21 protein-coding genes are annotated in these 23625 nt (G+C 66.7%); 8 read left to right on the forward strand and 13 right to left on the reverse strand.

Translation table 11 applies throughout. The annotated features are described in order from the left end of the window. Window positions 1-40 precede the first annotated feature (40 nt). From NQ152_RS16595 to NQ152_RS16610, 4 genes are read left to right on the forward strand one after another with little or no spacing between them, the layout of a single operon-like run. Entirely contained in the window at window positions 41-646 is a 606-nt protein-coding gene (locus tag NQ152_RS16595) for an acyltransferase (protein WP_257524772.1), read from the forward strand. After that, window positions 643-1743 carry a DegT/DnrJ/EryC1/StrS family aminotransferase gene (locus tag NQ152_RS16600; RefSeq protein ID WP_257524773.1) on the forward strand — a complete coding sequence of 367 codons (1101 nt, stop codon included), beginning with the start codon at window positions 643-645 and terminating at the stop codon, window positions 1741-1743. The genes NQ152_RS16595 and NQ152_RS16600 overlap by 4 nt, the downstream gene beginning before the upstream one ends. Continuing rightward, window positions 1740-2726 (forward strand): Gfo/Idh/MocA family protein, encoded by a 987-nt coding sequence (locus NQ152_RS16605; protein WP_257524786.1) that lies wholly within the window; start codon window positions 1740-1742, stop codon window positions 2724-2726. The genes NQ152_RS16600 and NQ152_RS16605 overlap by 4 nt, the downstream gene beginning before the upstream one ends. Before the next feature lie 55 nt (window positions 2727-2781). Beyond that, the gene (locus NQ152_RS16610) at window positions 2782-4578 is read left to right on the forward strand and encodes an ABC transporter ATP-binding protein (RefSeq protein ID WP_257524774.1); all 1797 of its coding nucleotides are present in this window, start codon (window positions 2782-2784) and stop codon (window positions 4576-4578) included. Here NQ152_RS16610 and NQ152_RS16615 read toward each other — a convergent pair. From NQ152_RS16615 to NQ152_RS16635, 5 genes are read right to left on the reverse strand one after another with little or no spacing between them, the layout of a single operon-like run. Continuing rightward, window positions 4575-5657, reverse strand: a complete 1083-nt coding sequence (locus tag NQ152_RS16615) for a glycosyltransferase (RefSeq protein WP_257524775.1) — start codon at window positions 5655-5657, stop codon at window positions 4575-4577. The two genes, NQ152_RS16610 and NQ152_RS16615, sit on opposite strands and share 4 nt — an antisense overlap. A gap of 24 nt (window positions 5658-5681) precedes the next feature. Next, window positions 5682-6929, reverse strand: coding sequence for a hypothetical protein (locus NQ152_RS16620; RefSeq protein ID WP_257502934.1), 1248 nt, complete (start codon window positions 6927-6929; stop codon window positions 5682-5684). Continuing rightward, the gene (locus tag NQ152_RS16625; RefSeq protein ID WP_257524776.1) at window positions 6926-8095 is read right to left on the reverse strand and encodes a glycosyltransferase family 4 protein; all 1170 of its coding nucleotides are present in this window, start codon (window positions 8093-8095) and stop codon (window positions 6926-6928) included. Before NQ152_RS16625 ends, NQ152_RS16620 begins: the two co-directional genes overlap by 4 nt. A 2-nt stretch (window positions 8096-8097) precedes the next feature. Further along, window positions 8098-9270: a hypothetical protein gene (locus NQ152_RS16630; RefSeq protein WP_257524777.1), complete on the reverse strand. Its 1173-nt coding sequence runs from the start codon at window positions 9268-9270 to the stop codon at window positions 8098-8100. Further along, complete coding sequence (locus NQ152_RS16635; protein ID WP_257524778.1) at window positions 9254-10495, reverse strand: hypothetical protein; 1242 nt, start codon at window positions 10493-10495, stop codon at window positions 9254-9256. Before NQ152_RS16635 ends, NQ152_RS16630 begins: the two co-directional genes overlap by 17 nt. 141 nt (window positions 10496-10636) lie before the next feature. Between NQ152_RS16635 and NQ152_RS16640 the strand changes: the two genes are divergently transcribed. Further along, on the forward strand, window positions 10637-11764 hold the full coding sequence (locus NQ152_RS16640; RefSeq protein ID WP_257524779.1) for a glycosyltransferase family 1 protein: 1128 nt from the start codon (window positions 10637-10639) through the stop codon (window positions 11762-11764). Here NQ152_RS16640 and NQ152_RS16645 read toward each other — a convergent pair. The 5 genes from NQ152_RS16645 to NQ152_RS16665 are packed head-to-tail and all read right to left on the reverse strand — an operon-like array spanning window position 11761 to window position 17633. Continuing rightward, window positions 11761-12945, reverse strand: coding sequence for a hypothetical protein (locus NQ152_RS16645; protein ID WP_257524780.1), 1185 nt, complete (start codon window positions 12943-12945; stop codon window positions 11761-11763). The two genes, NQ152_RS16640 and NQ152_RS16645, sit on opposite strands and share 4 nt — an antisense overlap. Continuing rightward, window positions 12942-14927, reverse strand: coding sequence for an N-acetyl sugar amidotransferase (locus NQ152_RS16650; protein WP_257502928.1), 1986 nt, complete (start codon window positions 14925-14927; stop codon window positions 12942-12944). The genes NQ152_RS16645 and NQ152_RS16650 overlap by 4 nt, the downstream gene beginning before the upstream one ends. Further along, entirely contained in the window at window positions 14927-15559 is a 633-nt protein-coding gene (hisH, locus tag NQ152_RS16655; RefSeq protein WP_257502927.1) for an imidazole glycerol phosphate synthase subunit HisH, read from the reverse strand. The genes NQ152_RS16650 and hisH overlap by 1 nt, the downstream gene beginning before the upstream one ends. Then, window positions 15556-16671: a DegT/DnrJ/EryC1/StrS aminotransferase family protein gene (locus tag NQ152_RS16660; protein WP_257502926.1), complete on the reverse strand. Its 1116-nt coding sequence runs from the start codon at window positions 16669-16671 to the stop codon at window positions 15556-15558. Before NQ152_RS16660 ends, hisH begins: the two co-directional genes overlap by 4 nt. Then, window positions 16668-17633 (reverse strand): dTDP-glucose 4,6-dehydratase, encoded by a 966-nt coding sequence (locus NQ152_RS16665; RefSeq protein WP_257502925.1) that lies wholly within the window; start codon window positions 17631-17633, stop codon window positions 16668-16670. The genes NQ152_RS16660 and NQ152_RS16665 overlap by 4 nt, the downstream gene beginning before the upstream one ends. Window positions 17634-17736: 103 nt before the next feature. Between NQ152_RS16665 and NQ152_RS16670 the strand changes: the two genes are divergently transcribed. Continuing rightward, window positions 17737-18189 (forward strand): acyltransferase, encoded by a 453-nt coding sequence (locus tag NQ152_RS16670; RefSeq protein WP_257502924.1) that lies wholly within the window; start codon window positions 17737-17739, stop codon window positions 18187-18189. 57 nt (window positions 18190-18246) lie between these two features. Beyond that, window positions 18247-19311, forward strand: a complete 1065-nt coding sequence (gene wecB / locus NQ152_RS16675) for a non-hydrolyzing UDP-N-acetylglucosamine 2-epimerase (protein ID WP_257524781.1) — start codon at window positions 18247-18249, stop codon at window positions 19309-19311. Here the strand turns inward: wecB and NQ152_RS16680 are convergent. Beyond that, entirely contained in the window at window positions 19283-20476 is a 1194-nt protein-coding gene (locus tag NQ152_RS16680; protein ID WP_257502922.1) for an acyltransferase, read from the reverse strand. The genes wecB and NQ152_RS16680 overlap by 29 nt on opposite strands. Window positions 20477-20553: 77 nt before the next feature. Between NQ152_RS16680 and NQ152_RS16685 the strand changes: the two genes are divergently transcribed. Beyond that, window positions 20554-21933 (forward strand): nucleotide sugar dehydrogenase, encoded by a 1380-nt coding sequence (locus tag NQ152_RS16685; RefSeq protein ID WP_257524782.1) that lies wholly within the window; start codon window positions 20554-20556, stop codon window positions 21931-21933. Here NQ152_RS16685 and rfbD read toward each other — a convergent pair. Together rfbD and NQ152_RS16695 are read right to left on the reverse strand one after the other, a co-directional pair. Further along, entirely contained in the window at window positions 21843-23258 is a 1416-nt protein-coding gene (gene rfbD / locus NQ152_RS16690; protein ID WP_257524783.1) for a dTDP-4-dehydrorhamnose reductase, read from the reverse strand. The genes NQ152_RS16685 and rfbD overlap by 91 nt on opposite strands. After that, window positions 23255-23625: GDP-mannose 4,6-dehydratase (locus tag NQ152_RS16695; protein WP_257523513.1), on the reverse strand; the 371-nt coding region annotated here is incomplete at its 5' end. The genes NQ152_RS16695 and rfbD, both read right to left, overlap by 4 nt.

The following is a 23625-nucleotide window of genomic DNA, read 5'->3' on the forward strand; positions in this document are numbered from 1 at the left end:
CTCCGCGGTCCGATGCCGGAGTCGCGAGGAGCCCCCGAACGTGAGCCAGTCTTCCGCCGTGCGCGTCACGGATTCCGCAGACGTGTCCGTCGATGCGACGATTGGGGACGGGTCCTCGATCTGGCATCTCGCGCAGGTGCGCGAGGGCGCCGTCATCGGCCAGAACTGTGTTGTCGGACGGGGCGCCTACATCGGCACCGGCGTCGTGATGGGCGACAACTGCAAGGTGCAGAACTACGCCCTCGTCTATGAGCCCGCCCGTCTGGGCGATGGCGTTTTCATCGGTCCCGCGGTGGTGCTGACCAACGACACATACCCTCGCGCGATCAATCCCGACGGGACGTTGAAGAGCGCCCACGACTGGGAGCCGGTCGGTGTCACCATCGAAATCGGCGCCTCTGTGGGTGCCCGCGCGACGTGTGTCGCGCCCGTCACCATCGGTGCGTGGGCGACGGTCGCCGCCGGCGCCGTCGTGGTCAAGGACGTGCCCGCGTACGCCCTGGTCGCGGGTGTACCGGCGCGCCGCATCGGATGGGTCGGCCGCTCAGGTCACCCACTCACCGAACGTGACGGACAGTGGCACTGTCCCGTCTCCTCCGACATCTATACAGAGGTCGATGGCATACTCAGAGAGGTCACCCTGTGACGCTGGACTTCATCCCTCCCGCCAAGCCGATCATCGGCGCTGATGAGCGCGAGGCGGTCGACCGAGTGCTCCGCACCGGCATGGTGGCCCAGGGGCCCGAAGTTGCCGCGTTCGAACGCGAGTTCTCCGAGCACTTCGTGCAGGGGCGTCCGACCGTCGCCGTGAACTCCGGCACATCCGGCCTGCACCTCGGGCTCCTGGCCGCGGGCGTGGGCCCCGGTGACGAGGTCATCGTTCCGTCGTTCACCTTCGCAGCGACCGGCAACTCGGTGGCGCTGACGGGTGCGACGCCGGTGTTCGTCGACATCGAGCCAGAGACATTCTCGCTGGACCCCGCCGCGGTCGAGGCCGCGATAACACCACGGACCCGCGGCATCCTGCCGGTTCATCTGTACGGGCACCCCGCTCGCCTCCGCGAGCTCTCGTCCGTCGCCGAGAAGCACGGCGTGGCGCTGTACGAGGATGCCGCACAGGCCCATGGCGCTTCCCTGGACGGCCGACCGGTCGGCGCGTGGGGCGCGTTCGCGATGTTCTCGCTGTACCCCACGAAGAACATGACCAGCGGCGAGGGCGGCATGGTCACTCTTGCCGACGACAAGCTCGCCCGCGCAATCCGCCTTCTCCGCAACCAGGGCATGGAGAAGCAGTATGAGAACGAGGTCGTGGGCTTCAACGCCCGCATGACCGATATCCACGCGGCGATCGGCCGTGTCCAGCTCACGAAGGTGGACGATTGGACCCGACGGCGCCAGCAGAACGCTGCGTTCTTCGACGCCCATCTTCGAGGGGTTGTCGTGCCCCCGGTGGCCGAAGGGGCCGTGCACGTGTACCACCAGTACACAGTTCGCATTCCCGAGGACCGTGATGGCTTCGTGAAAGCGCTCAAGGATGAATACCAGGTCGGAAGCGGCGTGTACTACCCGATCCCCAACCATCGGCTTCCTTCGCTGGCTCCGTACGCACGGGACCTGGACCTTCCGGTCACCGAAGCCGCGGCGAGTGCAGTCGTCTCATTGCCCGTGCACCCCTCGCTGACCGCCGCAGACCTGGACCGCATCGCTGCTGCCGTCAACGCTGTGGCAGGAGCGGGTTCCTGATGGCGCTGAGGGCGGGGCTTCTCGGCATCGGGATGATGGGGCGGCATCACGCCAGGGTGCTGCGCGAAGTCGAGGGTCTGGAGCTCGTCGCCATCGCTGATCCTGGCGGCGACCCCCATGGCGTTGCGGCGGGCTTGGACGTGCTTCCCGACGTCGAGGCACTGATCGCCTCCGGTGTCGACATCGCCGTCGTCGCGGTTCCTACCCGGCACCACTTCGCTGCGGCGATGGCACTGGCCGAAGCCGGCATCCACACGCTCGTCGAGAAGCCGATCGCGCACTCCACCGAAGCAGGCCGCCTGATGGCTCACGCGTTCTCCTCGCGAGGACTGGTGGGCGCGGTCGGACACGTGGAGCGCTTCAATCCCGCCCTGCAGGAATTGCGACGCCGCCTGGCTAACGGCGACGTGGGCGAGGTCTACCAGATTGCCACCCGCCGCCAGAGCACGTTCCCCGCACGAATCGCCGACGTGGGAGTGGGCATGGACCTGGCCTCCCACGACATCGACCTGACGGCCTGGGTCGCTCAGAGCGAATACAAGACGGTGTACGCCCAGACCACCTTCAAGAGCGGCCGCGAATACGAGGACATGATCGCGTTGACAGGCAGGCTTTCCAATGGCGTGATCGTCAACCATCTGATCAACTGGCTCAGCCCGATGAAGGAGCGGGTGACCGTCGTCACCGGCGATCGGGGGACGTACATCGCCGACACGGCGACAGGCGACCTCACCTTCCACGCCAACGGGACGATCGCACTTGAATGGGACTCGGTCTCGTCGTTCCGGGGCGTGTCCGAGGGTGACGTGACCCGATTCTCGTTCGCCAAGCGCGAGCCGCTACGCGTCGAGCACGAGGCGTTCCGCGACGCAGTGCTCGGGCTGCCGAGCAACGTCGTCACGATGGAACAGGGCCTGCACACGCTGGAGGTCGTCGAGGGGGCGCTCACTTCGGCGGCCGACGGCGCCTCGGTCACATTCTGATGACGCGTCTGTATCCGAACGACCTATCCGCAGCGGATAGGGCCGGAGGCCGATCATGAAACGCGTCTGGGCCGTGCTGCAGGACCTCCTGCCGCTGCTTCCCCTGGGGGCGCAGCGATATTTTGTGTTCTACATGATCGCGACGACGCTCGTCACGCTGCTCGATGTGGTCGCTATGTCGCTGCTGGCGATCGTCATTGGTCCGGCCATCACCGGAGGAACGCTCGACCTGCCGATCGTCGGTGAAATCACGCCAGAGATGGCTCCGCTGCTGGCGCTGTCGGCGCTCGTGCTCATCATCGTCAAATCGATCTGCTCGGTCTCGCTGCACTGGCATGCAACCAGGCGTTTCGCGAAGTACGAGCTCGAAATCGGCGATCGGATGTTCCGCGCCTACATCAACTCGAGCTGGGAGCAACGTTCCAAGCGCTCGGTAGCGGAGATCACACGCATCGCGGATGCCGGTATCGCCAATACGATGGCTGGCTTCCTGCTGCCGCTGATGCGCGTCCCGAGCTCGATGTTCACGTTCGTCCTCGTCTTGGCCGTGCTTCTTGTCGTGAATCCCATGATCTCGATCATCGCGCTCGTCTATCTGACGCTGATCGCGCTGATCGTGCATCAGTTCGTCACGAAACGCGCACTGGAGGCTGCTCAGGTCAACCTCGAGTACAGCTACCGTGTGGCGATCCTGATGACAGAGATGATGGAGGCACTCAAGGAACTGAGCCTGCGCAACCGGCTGTCCGATGTCGCGGAATTGGTCACCACAAATCGCCAACGGTCGGTGCGGGCCCGTGCCAACGGTTCCATCCTCGGCATCATTCCCGGCTTCGTGTTCGAAATCGCACTCATCGGCGGCATCATCCTTGTCGGTGGCGCATCATTCTTCCAGGGCGGTCTCACCGCTGCGCTCACGTCTGTGGCTCTCTTCGCTACGGCGGGCTTCCGACTTATCCCAGCCATCAACGGCATCCAGGGGGGCATCGTTCAGGCGGTGGCAAGCATCCCCTCCGCGACCGACGTCATCGGCGACCTCATCGCGTCGGAGAACGATATGGAGACCTCCACGACGCCGGCTGACACAGCGGAGCTCGCCGATAAACCGCGCGAGATGCGGCTGGAGAACGTGCGGTTCCGCTACCCGAAGGCGTCGGAGGACGTAATTCGCGGAATGTCCGTGGACATCCCGCTGGGCAGTTCGCTGGGCATCGTAGGGCCATCTGGTGCGGGGAAGTCCACGCTCATCGACTTGCTGCTCGGGCTAAGCGTGCCCTCGTCCGGGGAGATCCGCATCGACGGGCACCCCCTCAACTCGGTTCTGCGGCAATGGCGTGGACGTGTCGGCTACGTCCCTCAGCGCGTCGCTCTGTTCGACGGCACGATCGCTCAGAACGTTGCGCTGACATGGAATGACGAGATCGACCGGGAACGCGTGGTCCGCGCACTCCAGCGGGCTCAGTTGGGCTCGCTCGTCGCTTCGCGGGCGGGCGGGATCGACGAACGGATCGGCGAACGGGGGGTTTCGCTCTCCGGTGGCCAGCAGCAACGTCTGGGCATCGCCCGGGCCCTGTACACCGACCCGCTGGTGCTCGTTCTGGACGAGGCGACAAGCTCGCTGGACACGAAGACCGAGGACGAGGTGACGAAGTCGATCAAGGCACTCCAAGGCGAGGTCACCCTCATCTCCGTCGCGCATCGGCTGTCGACGATCAAAGACTACGACCGGGTCTGTTACGTCGACGAGGGAGTGATTGTCAGCCAGGGAACCTTCTACGAGGTGGCAGCCTCCTTACCGTCGTTCGCTGAACAGGTGCTGCTGGCCGGGCTTGCCCGAGACCGGGATCACTAGACCGCGGACATTGCGCGCATCCCCGCGTAGAGCGTGCGGAACGGTGCTTGCCGGTGCAGAGTGAGGAACGGGTTGCGCGGCAGCATCGCACCGATGGTCCGGTAGTTCCAGCGCGCGTCGATGAAGTGCAGGATCGCCTTCGGATCGGGTGAGGCCGACCGAACCTCGTCGATCACCCGCCGGTCCACACGGGCGAGCAGGCGCGTCACGCCTGGGGCGATCGTCTCTATCCGATCCAATACCGCGATCAGGTCGTGGCGGTGGGCGCCGATCCCCTCCGGCACCTGCGTACGTGCCAGCACCGCGTCGAAGAAGTGCACTCGCAGGATCTTGACCGCAAGCGCCCGTCGATTCGGCCGGGACAGACCGCCGAACCATTCGGTCGCTTCGATGGCGTCGAGGAAAGCGAAATCCTCGGGGACGGGACGCGGGGCGAAGGTCACCCGGTCGCCCGCGTCGTCGTTGATGATGTATTCCGGCCCGGTGAGGTCGTAGGCGAGGTTGCGGCCCGTGAACCACAGCGTCGCAGAGTAGGCGAGGTCCTCGCCCGACGGGAGTCCCTCGGTGAACCGCAGGTCGCCGAAACGCGCCCGCTCGATGAGTCCGAGCGGTGCACTGCGATAGGCCAGCCGATCCTTGTGGGCGCTGAGGTGGCGGGTCCGCCGTCCTCGGCGGACCGGGGGATACGGATCGATGCCGCGGCTGCCGATCCGCACGCGGGCGAGAACGGTCGACGCGCCCGTCTCCCTCTGCAGCGCGAGCCACGAGTCGACCGCGCCGGGCGCGAACTCGTCATCGGATCCCATGACGGCGACGAAGCGCGCGTCCGAATGGTCGAGGCCGTGATTCATGGGGCCGGCCGGGGAGTAGACGCCGTCACGCAGGGCGAGGAGCCGCACCTGCGGGTGGCTCGCGTACGCGCCGAGGTTCTCGCGGATGACCTCGGGGTCGATGTTGTGGGCGACCACGTTGACACGCACCGGTGCCTCCGTGTGGTCGACGATCGACGCGACCGCTCGCGCGATCGGCCTGGTGGCGGAATGCACAGCGATCGTCACATCGACCACGGGTTGGCTCATGGATCGATCGTATCGAGGCTCACGTCATGGTCCCGGCGAGATCGTCGCCGACGTCGGCCGGATCCAGTCATCGATGAGCACCCGCGCGCTTGCCGCGCCGGAGTGGACCTTCTCGACATAGGCCGGACCGGATGCCGCGATCGCCCGTGCCGCGGTGCGGTCCTCTGCGAGGCGTGCGATCGTTTCGCGCAGCGTGTCGGGTGTGGCCTCGACGATCGGCAGCGGCATCCCGTACTCCGCCTCGACGTGCTCGCGGACGAAAGGAACGACGTGGCCGACCACGACCCGTCCTGCCGCCATCGCCTCGCACGCGGCCACCCCGTACGAGCCGACGCGGAACTGGTCGATGACGATGTCCGCGCCGGCGAAGACCGCGTCCATCTCGGCGGCAGGGGTTCCCGTGATGAAACGGAACTCCACGGCGCCGGACCGCACCAGGTCATCCAGCGCCGGCTCGATGTAGTGGCTGCCCTTCTGCAGTGGCGCGCTCGCGGCGTGCACGATGCGGACCTGCTCGCCGCGGAACGGCGCGCTGTCCGTCGACCAGCGACCCGGGTCCACGACGACCGGGCACCAGGAGGCCCACGGGACGTCGAGCAGCAGGTCGGGGGTCGAGACGAAGGTGGGGCGGCGCAGCGTGCTGAGAAGGCGCAGGTTGGCCCGTGCGTCCTCGCGCAGGACGTCCGTGCGCGGATCCTCCGGGTAGAGCGACCAGGGCGTGAGCGTCGCGTGCTTGTCGGGATCGCGGATGTCGGTGCCGTGGCAGAGGTATGCGACCGAGACGCCTTCGGCCTCGAGCGCGGCGATCTCCCGGGCCGGGTCGCGATCGAACCTGCGGCCGAAGATCGATCGCTCAGCCTCGAAGAGAACGTGGGTGAACCTGCGGGCCGCCTGCCACTCCTCCTCCTGCCACCGATCGGACGAGTTGACGACTGCCACCGGCACGCTCGTGTCGGCAGCGAAGGAGAATCCACCCGGAAGGGCGACGGCCATGTTCCGCGCTCCGATCCGGTGGTCGGCGCGCTCCAGCGCACGCGCCCACTGGTATCCCTGTCCGGAGTAGTTCGTCGGCGCGATGTAGACCCGCAGGGCGGCATCGGGAACCGTGGTGACCGGACCTGTTCCGCCGCCGCCCAGAAGTCGTGATGCAATCCGGCCTGCGATGCCGTCGGGACGCCGCGCAACGGACTCCATCAGGTGATCGATCCACGCCGGCATGGAGGAGCGGTGCCGAACCATCCAGTCGACGGGGCCCGAGATCAGCCTGCTCACACCAGCGCCTTCCTGCGGGTTGCCGCAGCCACACCCTCGATGACCGCAGCCACGCGCCGTGCGACCGCGGCCATGGAGTGCTCGGCCGCCGTCCATGCCCCCAGCGCCTCTCTCTGCGGCACCGTGAGCGGATCATCGGCGAACTCGCGCATGGCGGCGGCGATGGCGGCGGGGTCGTACGCGACGGCGGCCCCTGCCCGTACGCGGCCGTTGGCATCGTTCAGAAATGCCGCGGTGGGACCGGGCCCCGCGAAGATGACGGGGCAGCCGGCGGCCAGGGAGGAATAGGCCTTCGAGGTGAAGGCGTAGTCGTATCCTGTCCCGGGCTTGAGGGTTGCCAGTGTGGCGACGGCACCCGCGAGGTGAGGGGCCAGCTCGGCGGGGGAGACGGCATCAAAGAACTCGACGGCATCATCGAGTTCGAGCTCGCGTGCGAGCGCCTCCAGCGCCTCCCGCTCGCCGTTGCCGATCACCCGCAGCGTGTACGCAGGATGAGTCGTGCGCAACTCGGCCAGGGCCTGCAACAGCACGTCCGCGCCATGCCACACCGAGTAGCTGCCGGCGTACACGAAGGCCTGCTCAGCGGGTGCGCGCGTCACCGAGAACTCGCTCGTGTCCGCTCCGAAGCCGGTGACCGTCACCGGCCGATCGATGTCGAGCGCGCGCATCCGGTCCGTGACACCCTGGCTGATCGTGACCAGGTGGGCAGCGCCCCGCATGGCGAACCGCTCGACCGCCCGCAGGATCCGGATGACCGCTCGCGACCCGGTCGCCATGTCCGCGGCATCCGACCAGATGTCCGCCGCATCGTAGACGTACGGGACCCGTCGTATGGCGCACACCACACGCACGACCGCGCCGGTGGTCGGTGGCGGCTCCACGAGAACGGCATCCGGTCGACGGGCGAACAACAGACGGAACGCCAAGGGGATGTCGAAGCTGAGATACGGGAGGTACCCGCGGACGTAGCCGTTGCGATCGCGGATGACCGGAAAGGTCCGCACGCGCTCGCCGCGCGCGTGCGGAGCGGTTCCGCGCGGCAGTCGCGAGGTGAGCACGTCCACCTCGTTGCCATCGGCCAGCAGCGCATCGGCCACGGATCCGAGGAAGAACGATGCCGAGGCGGGTTCCGGGCGGTAGATCCTCGACACGATCGTGATTCGCACCGTCAGGCCTCGATGAAGTGCTTCATGAGCACCGATCGGGAGAAGTCCCCGTTGTGCAGACGGCGGACGAATTCGGGGCCGGTGGCCGCGAGCGCGCGATAGTGCTCCCGACGTGCGGCGATGTCGCGCAGCATCTCCTCCACGGTGTCGATGGTCGTCTCCGGAATCGGAAGCGGCATCTGCGCGTGGCGCTCGACCTCGCGGCGCACCTGCTCGCTCACGTGGGCGAGCACGATGCGCCCGGACGCCATCGTCTCGCATGCGCCAACGCCGTAGTCGCCAGTGCGGAATTGGTCCAGCACGACGTCCGCGTCGGCGAACACGGCGGGCATCCGATCGTTCGGAATGCCGGTGATCTCGACGTATTCGATCAGGCCTTCCTCGTGAAGACGGCGGGCGACGGGCGCGATGTCGATCGTGCCCTTGAGATTCGGGTTCGTCGGGGCGTGCACGACCTTGACGCGCTCGCGCACCAGGAGCGGCTCGTCATTCGCCCACTTGCGGGGGTCCACGATCACCCCGAGGAAATGAGCGTTCGGCACGTCGATGAGCAGCCCGGCAGTGGAGACGAAGGTGGGAACATCCACTTCGCCGATGAACTTCAGGTTCTCGGCGACGACCGGCTCCAGCAGGTCCGCCGGAACCCAGACGTCGTTGTGGAAGTACGACCAGGGATCGGCGGCCATATGCGTGGATGGCAGACGAACGTCCGTGCCGTGCCCAACGATTCCCACGCGCACTCCGGAGCTCTGCATGAGGGCCACCTGCTTGCGCAGGTCGCCACTGTGCAGTCCGCCAAGGACCGGATAGCAGGCCTCGATGAGAACGTGCGTGTAGTCGCGGGCGATCGCCTCGACCATGGCGCGTTGCCAGGCCCGTGAATGCTCCGCCGTGCGCCACGTCACGAGGTAATCGGCGTCGTACTGCAGGACGTTGTTCTCGGTGTGCACGAAGTTGCGGGCCGACACCTCGCCGGACTCCTCGAGAGCTCTGGACCAGCGATAACCTTGCCCAGCGTAGTTGACGGGGCCCACGAGCAGGCGGTACTTCTTGCTCAGGTCCGGCTCGGGTGGTGGGGGAGGGGTGACGCCGCGCGCTCTGTCGATGCCGGACGCGATGGCGTCCTGCAGCGGCTTGGGAACGATCTTCCAGGCGCGCTCAACTATCGGATGCATGTGCGTGCTCCTCTGCGGGCGATGACGGGTGCGGCTCGATCCAGTTGCTGATCAGCGCGTGCGCCGACATCGTTCCGTCATGGACATGTCGAACGAAGTCCACTCCGGCGTCGCGGATCCGTGCGATGCGGGTGTCGACCGTAAGGTCGCGGAGGACCGCTTCGAGCGTGGCGGGGCTCGCTTGGCGAATGGGGACGTCACGACCTGTGCGAGTCCGGATCTCGTCACGCACCGCGTCCGAAAGGCTGCCGATGACGACGCATCCGGCCGCGAGCGCCTCGCACGCCGCCACTCCGTACGAGCCGACTCGGAACTGGTCGAGCACCACGTCCGCCCTTGCGAACACTTCGGGCATCAGCGCGGACGGGACTCCGCGGACCAGTTCGAGCTCAATGAGGCCGGCATCCTCGAGCCGCTCGAGCGTGGACAGGATGAGTTCGGTGCCCTTGACGGCATCGTGCGAGGGGGCGTGCACGACGCGCAGCGGGCGGCCGGGCTCTCGCTGCGCGCGCACCGTCGCCCACCGCGCTGGATCCACGACGACGGGGCACCACGCGGCTGACGGCACATCCGCCAGCAAGTCCGGCGTCGAGACGAACACGCGTCGTCCGCTGGTCTCCAGGAGGGCGATGTTGCGCGCGGCGAGGGTCTCGGCTCGGGGTGCGTACACCGCAGGGTCGGCGTAGTGCGACCACTCATTGTCGGCCATGTGTCGCGACGGGAGACGCACGTCCGTGCCGTGGGCCAGGAAGGCGACATCCACCCCACGGTCCACAAGCGCGCTGGCCTGGGCGGCGACCGATCTTCCCAGCATCCGACCGAATGGGGGTTCCTCCGCTTCGATGAGCACATGCGTCGCCGTGCACGCCGCCTCGAACTGACGACGCTGCCAATCGGGGTCGTTGTGGTACGTGCCGACGGGCACGACGAGGTCAGCATCGAAGGAGAAGCCGCCGGGCACATCGACAGCCATGTTCCGGGCGGAAATCGTGTCGTCGGCCTGCTCCAGGGCGCGCGCCCACGCCACACCCTGAGCCGAGTAATTCACCGGTGCGATCAGCACGCGGCGGGGCCGGTCGGCGAAGACCGTCGAAGGGATGCTGCCGCGGGGGGCAGGGCGCCCCATCCGTTTCGCAGCGAGGCGACCTAGCGGACTCATCGGCGCGTCCGCGATCGCGTCGATCAGAGCATTGCCCCAACGAGGCAGCGCGTGCCGATTCACCACGCCCTTTGCTCCTCGAGTGGGGCGTCTGTCATGACCACCAGTCTATCGAGGTGCCTCACCGAGCCCGCCGAAGGCGGCTGCGGCGGCACTGTGCCGCGTACCATGGCAGGCGCGCGCCGAAACCGAACGGGAAGTGACCGCTTGAAACCCACTCTGCTCATCCTGTCGTTCTCGCCGATCGCAGGAGACGCCCGCGTACTGAAGCAGGTCGACGCGTTCAGCAACGAGTACACCGTCACGACGTGCGGGTACGGGCCTGCGCCCCATGGTGTCGCCGGACACGTGCAGATACCTGATGACATCCTGCACAACGTCCTGGACGATCGCTACGTCACGCGGAAGGCATACCGTCGCGCCTATTGGAGGTTGTGGTCGGTGGAGTGGGCGAAGAAGCACCTGCGTCCACGGTCCTGGGACCTCGTGCTGGCCAACGACGTCGAAGCTGTCCCCCTCGCACTCCGCCTCAAACCTCGGAAGGGAGTGCATGCCGATCTGCACGAGTACTCCCCGCTTCTGCACGAGGACTGGGAGGGGTGGCGTGAGCGGATCACTCCCTACGTCGACTGGGTCTGTTCGACCTATGTCTCCCGGGCGTCATCGTGGACGACGGTCAGCAGAGGTCTGTCCCGTGAGTACGAACGCAACTTCGGCTTCCATGCGGAGCTCGTGACCAACGCCGCGCCGTACCTGGACGTGTCCCCGACCCCGGTCGGGGACACGATCCGCCTCGTGCACTCCGGGGCTGCACTGCAGGACCGGCGGCTTCACGATCTGATCACGGCCGTGACCGCCTCGAGCGCTCCCGTGACTCTGGACATGTACCTCACCCCGAATCAGCCCGCGTACCTCGCTCAGCTGCGTGAAGCGGCCGCAGCCTCCGGCGGCCGGGTTCGAGTCAACGACCCGGTCCCCTACAGCCTCCTGGCCGAGACGCTGTGCCGTTTCGATGTCGGCATTCACGTGCTGGCCCCGACGAACTTCAACAACACCTGGGCCCTTCCGAACAAGCTCTTCGACTACGTCCAAGCACGTCTCGGAATCATCGTCGGCCCGACTCCGGAGATGGCCGAGTACGTGCGCCGCTTCGGGCTGGGGCCCGTCACCGACGATTTCGACCCGCAGTCACTCACGAGGGTGCTCGATGCCCTCACTGCCGCCGACGTTCGCGCGTGGAAGGCTGCGGCCGATCGGGCGGCGCCAGAACTCTCGGCGCAGGCGCAGGTGGAGATCTGGCGAGCGGCGATCGCGCGCTTGGTGGCGGTGAACTAGGCCTTTGCAGAGGCGGCCGGCGGACCCAGAATTTCGGCGATGACACGGCTGCACGCCGAGGCGGACGCGTGCAGACGGGCCCATTCGTACCCGCTCTCGGCCTGCGGGGCCATACGCTCCGGATGGCTGAGGATGCCGGTGACGACGTCGTGAAGTGTTCCCACATCCGCGACCACCCACGCGTCGGCCGCTTCCGACCCCAGGTCCGGCTCGTCCGCGACGCGCGCACTCGTCACGAGAACGCAGCGACGCGCCATCGCTTCCACGCCGAAGACCCCTGGCATCGAGGAGTAGAACTCGTTGAGGGCGATGTGCGCCTCATCCAGAGCGCGCAGGACCTTCTCATGAGGCACACCGATCAACTCCCGGTAGTCCACCCCCGGATTCTCCTGCATGATGCGCGCCATGACCTGGCGGACGGCATCGGTCCCCTTCAGAAGCGGATTCGAGGGCGCGTGAACAACCACGACCCTCTCCGTGGAGTCGAACTTGTCCGACGCCGCGGCGAACAGCTCATCGGGGTAGAAGTACAGGAACGGGCGTGTCGGACGGGTGAGGTACGAAAGCTGATCCTCCCGGGCGGTGAAGATCGTCTCGGCGTATCTCTCCGCGACCTGCGCGCGGAGTCTGCGCGCGTCGTCGTACTCATCGCTGGCGAAAACGGGGTCGGCTGCCATGAGGGCAGTGCCGATGTTCGGGCGACCGGTGCGTTCGGCTCGCTGCGCCATGAGCTTCGGGGAGCGGATGTCATTGCCGGTGAAATAGCAGACAAGGCGTCGGCCGTGCCTGCGGATGAACGCGAACTCGAATTCGCGCTCGTCGTGGTGACCCTCCAGATACGCTCCGCCGCCCACGTAGATGAAGCCCCGCGAGCGATTGACCAACCACGCGAGCAGAAGCGGGCCGCCGTACAGCCGACGCCAGACCGAGATTCTGCCGCCCAGCGCCGTGCTCGGTTTCTGGATCACCGCGTCGTACTCGACGGCATAGAACGGATTGCGCGCGTGGATCGCCGTGTAGGAGCGCGGAAGCGCAGCGGCTATGTGGGTGGCCATCAGCGCGATGTCCTCGGGGCCCACCACCCAGTCCAGGCGGCGTGTGAAAAAGGCGAACGGTTTGAGTAACCAGAAGGCGACGCGCAGAATCACTCTTTGACGCGTGAAGATGACGCTCGAGCTCACGCCGCCCGCCGCGGTACGCAGAATTTCACATAGAAGCTCTTCGGGACGCGGTTGAGCTTCCACATCAGCCAGAAGAACGGGCGGAGCAACTCGAAACGCCGCTTGTACGTCGAGTAGTCGGTGTAGTCCTTCCGCGGCATCGTCATCACATGCTCGAACTCCGCGTCGGTGAAGCCGAGCCTCTTCTTGACCATGGCGATGAGCTCGGGGTCACCGAACCGCGGCTCGATGAACTGGGCGGCCGCGACGCGGCGGTCCATCTGACCGGAGCGCACCAGTGCGGAAAGCTCGATCTGCCGGAAGTTGATTCCGAACCGCGTCGGCAGGAAGTAGGTGTGATAGAAGGCGGTGAAACGGTTCTCGAGATGATGGCCGCCGTACCATTTCCACCCGAACTGTTCCGCGAGGAACTTCTTCGCGTCCTCCTTGTTGTAGTCGATCCAGTACAGCGGGCGAGTGCGCTGGATGCGGCTGAACGCGGACCACCGGACGAACTTCCCGAAGTCGAGATTGGGGAAGGTCTTCATCGGAAGCCTGCCGAACTTGCGGTGCACTCCCTTGATGTAGCCGCCGTCCATGTACAGCCAGCCCATCGGCGAGATTCCCTCGGTGCGGAACGAGTGTCCTTCGACGATGTGGCGAATGCCGTGCTTCTCGGCGGCTCGGTACAGCACGCCCATGAAGCCGATATCGGTGGGCGCTTCGATGTCCTTGACTCCGGCGAGCATGAACGACCGGTAGATGTCGTCGTACTCCGCGTTGTCCACGACGTACGTCTCCAGTTCGACACCGAGCTTCTCGAGCACCGCGAAGATGTTCGATGTCGCGGTGGGGGAGTTCCACGTGTTGTCGAAGTGGACTGCCAGCGGGCGGACGCCCTTCGAGACGAGCAGATGTGCCAGGTATGACGAATCGGTTCCGCCGCTGACGCCCATGATGCAGTCGTATTGCTTGCCATCGCCGGCAGCTTTCAGTTCGCCCACGAACCGGTCCAGCGCCCGCTCGCTCTCGGGCCCGATGGGGTACTGCCGATCGAGCGAATCATGCAGATGGCAGTAGTAGCAGACGCCCTGGGGGTCGAATGCAGCCCCGGGCACGTCCGACGTGATGATGCACCGGGCGCAGACACGGGGTGAGCTCAGGAAATCCTCCGCTGCCTCGATGTCGATGTCATGGGTGAGTGCGGCAGACGCGGCCTGGTCGTTCCGGCCCTCGGCCAGGTGAGCGAACAGGGTATCGATCTGCGGCCGCGTGGGGTAGTTGATGAGCACGCTGTCGCGACCGGCCTGCATGACGAAGGCGGAGCCGGCTGCCACCGCCGATGCGCCGGAGTGCTCGATCGGGGCAACCAGGTCTTCGCGCGTGCCCGCTCCACCATGCGCGATCACAGGCACCGTGGAGGACTCGACGACGTCGCGCACCAGTTCCAGATCGATGCCCTGGCGGGTGCCCTCTCTGTCGATCGCGGTGACCATAATCTCGCCGACACCGACCTCGTGAGCCCGCGCGACCCATTCGCTGAGGTCCAGGCCGGCACGGACGGTGCCGGCTTTGTCGTAAGGCACGTAGCCCGTCGCCGTAAGCCGAACATCAACGGCACCGACGATCGCCTGGGATCCCAGCGCGCTGACCATCTCACGCACCGCATCGGGGTCGCGCGTGAGGGCGGTGTTGACGACGATCTTCTCGAAACCGGCGGAGATGATCCGTTCGGCGTGCTCCACGGTCTCGACGCCCCCGCCATATGCCAGCGGGATGAACGCCTCCGAGGAGATGCGACGCAGCAGCTCCATCGACGACGGGACGCGGCTGCGGGCGCCGGATATGTCCAGGATCATCAGTTCGTCGACTTCGAGATCGTTGAAGATGCTGATCACGTTCACCGGATCGCCCACGTAGCGTGCGTCGCCGAACTCGCGCGTCTTCACCAGGCGCTCGCCCTCGAGCAGCAGCACCGGGATGATGCGGGGATAGACATGCATCAGAGCTCCACCTCCGCGAACTCTCGCAGGATCGCCAGACCGAAGCGATGGCTCTTTTCGGGATGGAACTGAATCCCGATGACGTTGTCGCGCTCGACCGTCGATGCGAACCGCGTCCCGTAGTCGGTCCATGTCAGCACGTCCTCCTCCCGATCGGGCTCGACAGCGAAGGAGTGTACGAAATAGTAGCGGCCTCCGTCGGTCAGCGACGGGGCAAGCCGAGATGGCTTGGCGGATGAGACGGTGCTCCAGCCCATGTGGGGGATGAGGAGGCGGCGGCCGTCGACGACATCGGGGAATCGCCGAGCCCGCCCGGAGACGAGTCCGAGACCGGGGAGGACCCCTTCGTCGCTGCCGTCCATGAGCAACTGCATTCCGAGGCAGACTCCTGCCAGCGGCACTCCGCGATCGCGTGCCGCCCGGACGATCACGTCACTCAGGTTGCGAACGCGCAGCTGTTCGACGGCACGGTCGAAGGCACCCACTCCGGGGAGGATGATGCGTCGCGCAGCGGCGATGGTGGCAGGGTCGCCAGACACCTCGGCCGACCGCCCCACCTTCGCAAGCGCGTTACGGAGAGAGCCGAGGTTGCCGACTCCGTAGTCGACGATCGTGACGTCGGGTGCGGTCATACCACTCGCTCGCTCTCCGCGACGCTCTCACCCAGCGCGAGGGCGATCAGATCCAGATCGTCCGGCGTGAGCTGCGGGTACAGCGGCAGGGTCAGCGCCTGGTGATGGGCCCGGGTCGTGTGGGGCAGCGCCTCGTCGCGGATGTCGAAGCGATCCCGGAAGTACGGCTGCAGGTGCATCCCGTAGGTTCCGAGCGTGGTCTCGACATCCCGTGCGCGCATCGATCGGATCACAGCATCCCGATCGATCGAGTCATCAAGCATCACGACGTACGACTGGAAGGTGTGCTCCGTTCCGGCGGCCGAACAGGGAGTGCGCACGCCCTCCAAATTTGAGAGCCGGTCGGTCAGTGCGGCGGCTGCGCGGCGACGTCCCGAGACGATCTCGTCGATGCGCTGCATCTGCGCCAGGCCGATCGCCGAATGCACGTCACTGAGCCGATAGTTGAAGCCCGCGTCGATGAACTCCATGTAGAGCTCCCCACGCGTCGCACCGTGCGCGCGGAGCACCGCGATGCGTGCCGCGAGCTCATCGTCGTCCGTCATGATCATCCCCCCTTCCGCGGTCGTGATGATCTTGCGCGGATGGAAGGAGAACACGCCCGCGGTGGCCAGGGAACCGGCCTGACGGCCGTGGTAGGTGCCGCCCAGCGCACATGCGGCATCCTCGATGACCGGCAGCCCGTATCTGGCTGCGATGTCGTTGATGGGCGACATCTCGGCGCAGAGCCCGAAGGCGTGCACCGGCATGATCGCCCGGGTGCGCGGCGTGATCGCAGCTTCCACCAGAGCCGGATCGAGGTTGAAGGTGTCCTCGACGATGTCCACGAAGATCGGAACCGCGGACTGCTGGATGACGGCGTTTGCGGTCGCTGGGAAGCTGAAGCCCGGGATGATGACCTCATCGCCGGCACTGACGCCCAGAGCCACGAGAGTGAGATGCAGCCCAGTCGTCGCGGAGCTCACTGCCGCGGCGTGCCGCGTGCCGACGTACTCCTTGACCGCAAGCTCGAATTCGGCGGTGCGGGCGCCCTGCGTGAGGTAGCCGGATTCGAGTACGGCGCGCACAGCGTCGACCTCTGCAGCGCCGGTGAGCGGAATGTTGAGTCTCATGCAAGAACCGAGGTGTACCAGTCGATCGTCTGGGCCAGCGCGTCGTCCGAGAGGGTCGGTGCCTCGTGTCCGAGGATCCCCTGAAGCTTCGAGACATCGGCGAGGTGGCGTCGGACGTCGCCCGCCCGCTGCTCAGAGTGGAACACCGGATGATCCGAGGCACCCATGATCGCCAGGATCCTCCGAACGAGTTCGTTGACGGATGTCTCCACGCCGGTCGCGACGTTCAGCACCTGTCCTCGGCACGCGGCCGAGTCATGTATCTGCGCGATCAGGTCGGCGGTGTCCTTCACGAAGATGAAGTCCCGCGTCTGTTCGCCGTCCCCGTAGATCTCGATCGGGGCGCCGTCGAGCACGCGCCGCACGATGATGGGCACGATCCCCGCGTAGGACCCGGGATTCTGGCGGGGACCGATGTTGTTGAACGGTCGGATCACCGTCGCATCGATGTTGAAGGTCTGCACGTACGACTCGATGATGTGGTCGGCGGCGGACTTGCTCGCCGCATACGGGGTGATGGCATCGTGCGGGTGGCCTTCGTCCATCGGGATGTACCGAGCCGACCCGTATGCCTCCGAGCTCGAGACGTGGACGACCCGCTCCACCAGACCCCGCCGGGCGATTTCGCAGAACGCCGTGGCGATTCCGACGTTCGTCTGCACCGTCCAGGCGGGGTAGGTGAGCGAGGTCGGCAGCGGAATGACCGCGAGGTCGAAGACCGTCTCGACCTCGTGCGCAACGACGACATCCTGCATCGCGGCCAGATCTGCGGCGTCGAGGCGTATCACGTCGAGGTCTGGGCGGGCGCGCCGAGCATCGGTCAGATTGTCCATGCTGCCCAGAAAGAAGTTGTCCACGACGGTGACCCGCGCGGGGCCATCCGCCAACAGCCGGTCAACCAAATGACTGCCGATGAATCCGGCGCCGCCGGTGACCAAGATCGACTTCGACCTGACTGACATGGGACGAGTCCAAACGCGTAGAGTTCTCGAAGGTCACGGGAGGTGCGACAGACGCCGACCATCCTATGCGCATCGAACTGTGCGGAGCGGAGGATACACGTCCGTGGAAGGCAACACCCCGGCCGATGCGACCGCGTGGCACGGCGTGCCGCCCAACCGCTTCAACCCTCATGCGTGGATCGTGGGCGAGCCGCTCATCGGCGATGGCGTATGGATCGGTGCCTTCACGGTGATCGACGGCAGCGGCGGCCTGACGATCGGGGACGGCTGCGAGATCTCGTCAGGCGCGCAGATCTACTCGCACTCGACAGTGGCGAGGTGTGTGAGCGAACGAGCCAGCGGTACAGAACGTGCCGCGACCACGATCGGCGCGCACGTACACGTCGGCGCCAATGCCGTCATCCTGATGGGCGCATCGATCGGGGATCACAGCGTGGTCGCCGCGGGAGCCGTCGTGCGGGAGCACACGGTCGCGCCGCCCTACAGCGTGTTGAAGGGCGTGCCGGCTCGAGTGGTGGAAGGCGCGGCGAGCAAGTTCATGCCGCACGCGCCGTAATCGACGCGACGTCCGCCAGTCGGCCACTGTCTCGCGCGTCGCTATAGACTCGCCCCTGTGAAGGTGCTCAGCGTCGTCGGCGCCCGCCCGCAGTTCGTGAAGCTCGCGCCGGTGGCGCGGGCGGCTCGGACGGACGGTGTAGACCATGTGATCGTGCACACCGGTCAGCACTACGACGCGATGCTCTCTGACGTCTTCTTCGAGGGACTCGGCATCCCCGCGCCCGATGTGCACCTCGGTGTCGGCTCGGGCTCCCACGGCGTTCAGACCGGCGCGATGCTGGCGGCGTTGGACGGGGTCATCGACCAGTACCGCCCCGACTGGGTCCTGGTGTACGGGGACACCAATTCCACGCTCGCGGCAGCCGTGAGTGCGGTGAAGCAGCACGTTCCGGTGGCGCATCTGGAAGCCGGGCTGCGATCCTTCAATCGACGGATGCCGGAGGAGCACAATCGCGTCCTGACGGATCATGCCGCTGATCTTCTGCTCGCTCCGACCGAGACCGCGATGCAGCATCTCGGAGCAGAGGGCCTGGCCGGCCGATCGGTACTGGTGGGCGATGTCATGACCGACGTGCTCCTGACGGTGCGTGCCGGTGTCAACGACCAGGTCGGCGATCTGGCAGAGGAACTCGGTCTGGCGGTCGGTGCCTACTACCTGGCCACCATCCACCGGGCGGAGAACACCGATGACCCGCACAGGCTCCGGGCCATCGTTTCGGCGCTGGCGGCGCTGGATCGGCCGGTTATCCTTCTCGCGCATCCGAGGCTCGTCGCGCGAGCGGTCACGGCGGGGCTGGGCCTGACCGAGGGGGTCCTTGTCGCGCATGCCCCCCTGGGATACGCCGAGCTGATTGCGGCGGTCCTCGGCAGCGCCGGCGTCGTCACGGACTCGGGCGGCCTTCAGAAAGAGGCGTTCCTGCTCGGAGTGCCGTGCACCACGGTCCGATCGGAAACCGAGTGGGTGGAGACCATCGATCTCGGGTGGAACGTCCTTGCTCCTGCACCCGAGGACATCGCCGCCGCGGTGCTTCGCACCCGGCCGCGGGAGTCGGGAGCGGCGCCCTACGGCGACGGTCACGCCGCCGAGCGCGTCATCGCGTCGCTTCGTCGGGGAGCGTGACAGCCAGTGGTGCCGGCGGCTTGGCCTGCCTCCGCGACTCGCGTCGCATCCGCCGTCCCACTTCTGCGGCGCGCAGCTTCGATTCCACGGGCCGTTCGAGCCAGATGTGCAGGGCTGCGGCGCAGGTGATCGCAACGATCAGCAGCGCAGCAAACCACAGGAGGTTCATCCACCGCGCGGGCTGGAGTCCGAAGATGTTCAGGGCCGCGTAGATCACGGTGGCGTGGATCAAGTAGAAGGCGAATGACCACTCGCCGAGCAGGACGAGCGGGCGCCATCTCATCCATCGAACCCGACCGGCAACCTCAGCGGCGGATGTCGTCACGATGAGGGCGGCGAAGAGCAGCGTCATCAGCGCCGGCAGCAGCATCGCGAAGACGGTCAGCAGCAGCGATCCTGCAGCGAACCGCTCCGTCAGCACGTAGCCGATGGCCACCACGCCGATGCCGGCGGCAGGCAGCCAGGGGTGCACTCCTGCCCGCCAGCCCAGGCGGAAGGCCCACGCCAGGCACATGCCGAGGACAAATTCGTTCAGGCGCAGGATCGGCAACGGCAGCGTCGCCACCCACCCGGCGGGACTCAGCTGGATCAGGACTCGGATGGCGATCGTCACCACGGCCACCACCGCCGCCGAGACGAGAGCTCCGCGACGCCCCATGCGCGTGAGCACAGCGGCGAAGAACGGGTGCAGCGCGTAGAAGAAGGCCTCCACCGTGAGCGTCCAGGCAGCCGGATTCCCGGAGAAGAGGATGGCAGGATCCCTCGACCAGCCCTGGAGGAGGAAGACCGACAGGAGCAGGGCGCCGACGCTGAACGGCCTCACCCACCAGTCCTGAGGGGCCGGAGCGAAGCTGTAGAAGACCGGAATGGCCAGCAGCAGCGTCACGAAGTGCAGAGGGTAGATCCGCGCGAAACGGCGCCAGTAGAACGTGGACTTCGCTGTACCCGGCCGCAGCGAGTAGGTGAGGACGAATCCGGACAGGATGAAGAAGAACGCCACGCCGTAGTCCCCGAAAGCCAGGAACGAGTTCACAGCAGGCGCGAGGGGCGCGAACACGACGATGTGGAAGCCGAATACGGCGAACGCCGCCCACCACCGAAGCCCGGTGATCGCGTCGAGACGTGGCGCGTGCGCGGCGTCTCTGAGATTGATTGCCGAGTCCACGGGTATCGATTGTACGGCGAGTGCATGCTCCGCCCCGCCGCCCCCGCGGCCGACGACGCGCACCGTAGACTTGCCGGATGCGAATCGCTGTCGTGGCGCTCGGGAAGATCGGGCTTCCGCTTGCCGTCCAGTTCGCCTCGTCCGGCCACGAAGTCGTGGGTGTCGACCTGAATCCCGCGACGGTGGATGCTGTCAACGCCCTGTCGCGGTCGTATCCGTACGAGGCCGGGTTGGATCAGGCGCTGGAGCGAGTAGTGCGGGCAGGGACGCTGCGCGCGACCACGGACTTCGCCGATGCGGTTCCGAGCTCGGACGTCGTCGTCGTCGTCGTACCGCTCGTCGTGGACGACGTGACCTGGGAGCCCGATTTCGCGCGGATGGACGCAGCCACCGAATCCATCGGGATGCACCTCAGCCCTGGGACGCTCGTGTCCTACGAGACCACGCTTCCGGTGGGCACCACCCGCGGACGCTGGAAGCCCATGCTCGAAGACGGCTCAGGGCTGATGGAGGGCGAGGACTTCCACCTCGCGTTCTCGCCTGAGCGCGTGCTGACGGGCCGCGTTTTCACGGACTTGCGGAGGTATCCCAAGCTGATCGGAGGTCTCTCGCCGGCCGGCAGCGCCGCAGCGCGCGCGTTCTATGAAGCGGTGCTCGAGTTCGATGATCGCGGCGATCTGACGCGTCCCAACGGAGTCTGGGACCTGGGATCCACGGAGGCCGCCGAGATGGCCAAGCTGGCGGAGACGACCTATCGTGACGTCAACATCGGACTCGCGAACCAGTTCGCCCTCTTCGCCGGAGAGAACGGGGTCGACATTTACCAGGTCATCGAAGCCTGCAACTCCCAGCCGTACAGCCACATCCACCGCCCCGGCATCTCCGTCGGGGGGCACTGCATTCCCGTTTACCCGCGCCTGTACCTCGCGACCGACCCTGATGCAGACATCATTCGATCCGCCCGCCTTCTGAACGCCGCGATGCCGGCGCGCCTCGTCGCTCAGGCTGCGGACGTCCTCGGTGATCTCTCCGGTCTGACAGCCGTCGTGCTCGGCGTCTCGTTTCGGGGCGGCGTGAAAGAGACGGCGTTCTCTGGGGTATTCCCGACAGTCGCGGCGCTGCGGGCTCGCGGGGCCATCGTGCGCGTTCACGATCCGCTGTACGACGATCATGAGCTGGACGAACTCGGCTTCACGCCTCACAGCCTCGGGGACCCCGTGGATCTGGCGATCCTGCACACCGACCACTCCGACTATCGGTCGCTCGCCCCGGTCGACCTCCCCGGCATCCGACTTCTCGTGGACGGACGCAACGTGACAGACCCCGCACGGTGGGCGGGCACGCCTCGGATCGTCGTCGGAGTCGGTCAGGACGAGAGGTACGCGCTGAGCGAGTCCGCGGCATCCGCCGTCTGGAACCCGGTCGCCTCGAGTTTCGACGTTTCCAGCACGCTGTAGCGCGGTCGTGGGGCGGTCGGGCCGGTCGCCGAGGCGTAGTACTCGTCGGTGCTCACGCCGGTGACTCGGGCGGGGTCGTTGCCGGTGAGTCGGAAGACGTGTCGTGCGATGTCGGCCCAGGTCATCGGTTCGCCGGCTCCGGTGAGGCTGTACGTTCCGTAGCCGGGGCGGGTATCGAGCAGGTGGTGGATGCCGCGGGCGAGGTCGGCGGTGAAGGTGAGGCGTCCGACCTGGTCGTCGACGACGTTCGGGTCGATGCCGCGTTCTGCCAGGGATGCCATGGTGCGGACGAAGTTCTTGCCCTCACCGATGACCCAGGAGGTGCGGACGATGTAGTGACGGGGGACGACGGCGACCGCCGCGTCTCCCGCGGCCTTGGTCTGCCCATACACCCCGAGGGGGCAGAGCGGGTCGTCCTCGCGATAGGGGCGCTCGGACGTGCCGTCGAAGACATAGTCGCTGGAGACGTGGACCAGCGTGATGCCGTGCGCGGCGGCGACGGCCGCGAGCGCGGAGACGGCGGTGCTGTTGGCTGCCCAGGCGGCGCGGCGTCCGTCTGCGGTCTCGGCCAGGTCCACCGCTGTGTAGGCGGCGGCGTTGACGATGGTGTCGTAGTCGCGCCAGCGGCGGGCGGAGGCCAGGTCAGGTGCGGTCACGTCCAGTTGCGCGCGGGTGGCATACTCCACGTGCGACGCGGCGCCGAACTCCTCGCGGAGGGCGAGGCCGAGCTGGCCGGACGCGCCCAGGACCAGGATCCGGCGCGGTGGGACCGGGGTCACCTCCGACAGTCGAGGATGAGCGAGGTCTTTGGGGGAGATTTCGACATCCGCGAGCGGGATGGGCCAGTCGATCCTCGCGGTCTCGTCGGCCAGGTTCAGGAAGGAGTACTCGGCGTCCGGGGACCAGTGGTCGTTGACCAGGTAGGTGTAGGCGGTATCCGGCTCGAGGGTCTGGTACGAGTTGCCCACGCCACGGGGGACGAAGATGGCCCGGGACGGGTCCAGCTCGGTGGTGAAGACGGCACCGAACGTGGGGCCTTCCCGCAGGTCGACCCATGCGCCGAAGATGCGGCCGGTCGCCACGGAGACCCACTTGTCCCAGGGCTCGGCGTGGATGCCCCGGGTCGTGCCGATTTCGTCGTTGAAGGAGATGTTGTTCTGCACGGGGCCGAAATCCGGCAGCCCGAGCGCCGTCATCTTCTCGCGCTGCCAGTTCTCCTTGAACCAGCCACGGGCATCCCCGTGCACGGGCAGGTCGAACACCACCAGCCCGGGGATGGGGGTGTCGGTGCGGGTCAGGGCCTTGCCGAACTGCGTCACGGTCACTGGCCTTTGCTGGCGTAAAAGGCTTCGACGCCGTCTTTGGTGGCGGCCCACCAAGGTTCGTTGTCGCGGTACCAGGCGATGGTGGCGGCCAGTCCGGCCTCGAAGTCCCCGTACGCGGGGGTCCAGCCCAGTTCGGTGCGGAGTTTGGTGGAGTCGATCGCGTAGCGCAGGTCGTGTCCGGCCCGGTCGGTGACGTGGTCGTACGCGTCGGCGGGCTGGCCCATCAGGGTGAGGATCAGCTCGATGACGTCCTTGTTGTTGCGTTCCCCGTCGGCGCCGATCAGGTAGGTCTCCCCGATGCTGCCCTTCTCGAGGATGGTCAGCACGGCGGAGGAGTGGTCATCGGCGTGGATCCAGTCCCGCACGT

It is taken from the genome of Microbacterium sp. zg.B48 (assembly GCF_024623505.1).
Lineage (GTDB): Bacteria > Actinomycetota > Actinomycetes > Actinomycetales > Microbacteriaceae > Microbacterium.

Coding starts and splice junctions, on each gene's coding strand:
- NQ152_RS16610 (WP_257524774.1), top strand. CDS start 2,782: ATGAAACGCGTCTGGGCCGTGCTGCAGGACCTCCTGCCGCTGCTTCCC.
- NQ152_RS16615 (WP_257524775.1), bottom strand. CDS start 5,657: ATGAGCCAACCCGTGGTCGATGTGACGATCGCTGTGCATTCCGCCACC.
- NQ152_RS16630 (WP_257524777.1), bottom strand. CDS start 9,270: ATGCATCCGATAGTTGAGCGCGCCTGGAAGATCGTTCCCAAGCCGCTG.
- NQ152_RS16650 (WP_257502928.1), bottom strand. CDS start 14,927: ATGCATGTCTATCCCCGCATCATCCCGGTGCTGCTGCTCGAGGGCGAG.
- hisH (WP_257502927.1), bottom strand. CDS start 15,559: ATGACCGCACCCGACGTCACGATCGTCGACTACGGAGTCGGCAACCTC.
- NQ152_RS16660 (WP_257502926.1), bottom strand. CDS start 16,671: ATGAGACTCAACATTCCGCTCACCGGCGCTGCAGAGGTCGACGCTGTG.
- NQ152_RS16665 (WP_257502925.1), bottom strand. CDS start 17,633: ATGTCAGTCAGGTCGAAGTCGATCTTGGTCACCGGCGGCGCCGGATTC.
- NQ152_RS16685 (WP_257524782.1), top strand. CDS start 20,554: ATGCGAATCGCTGTCGTGGCGCTCGGGAAGATCGGGCTTCCGCTTGCC.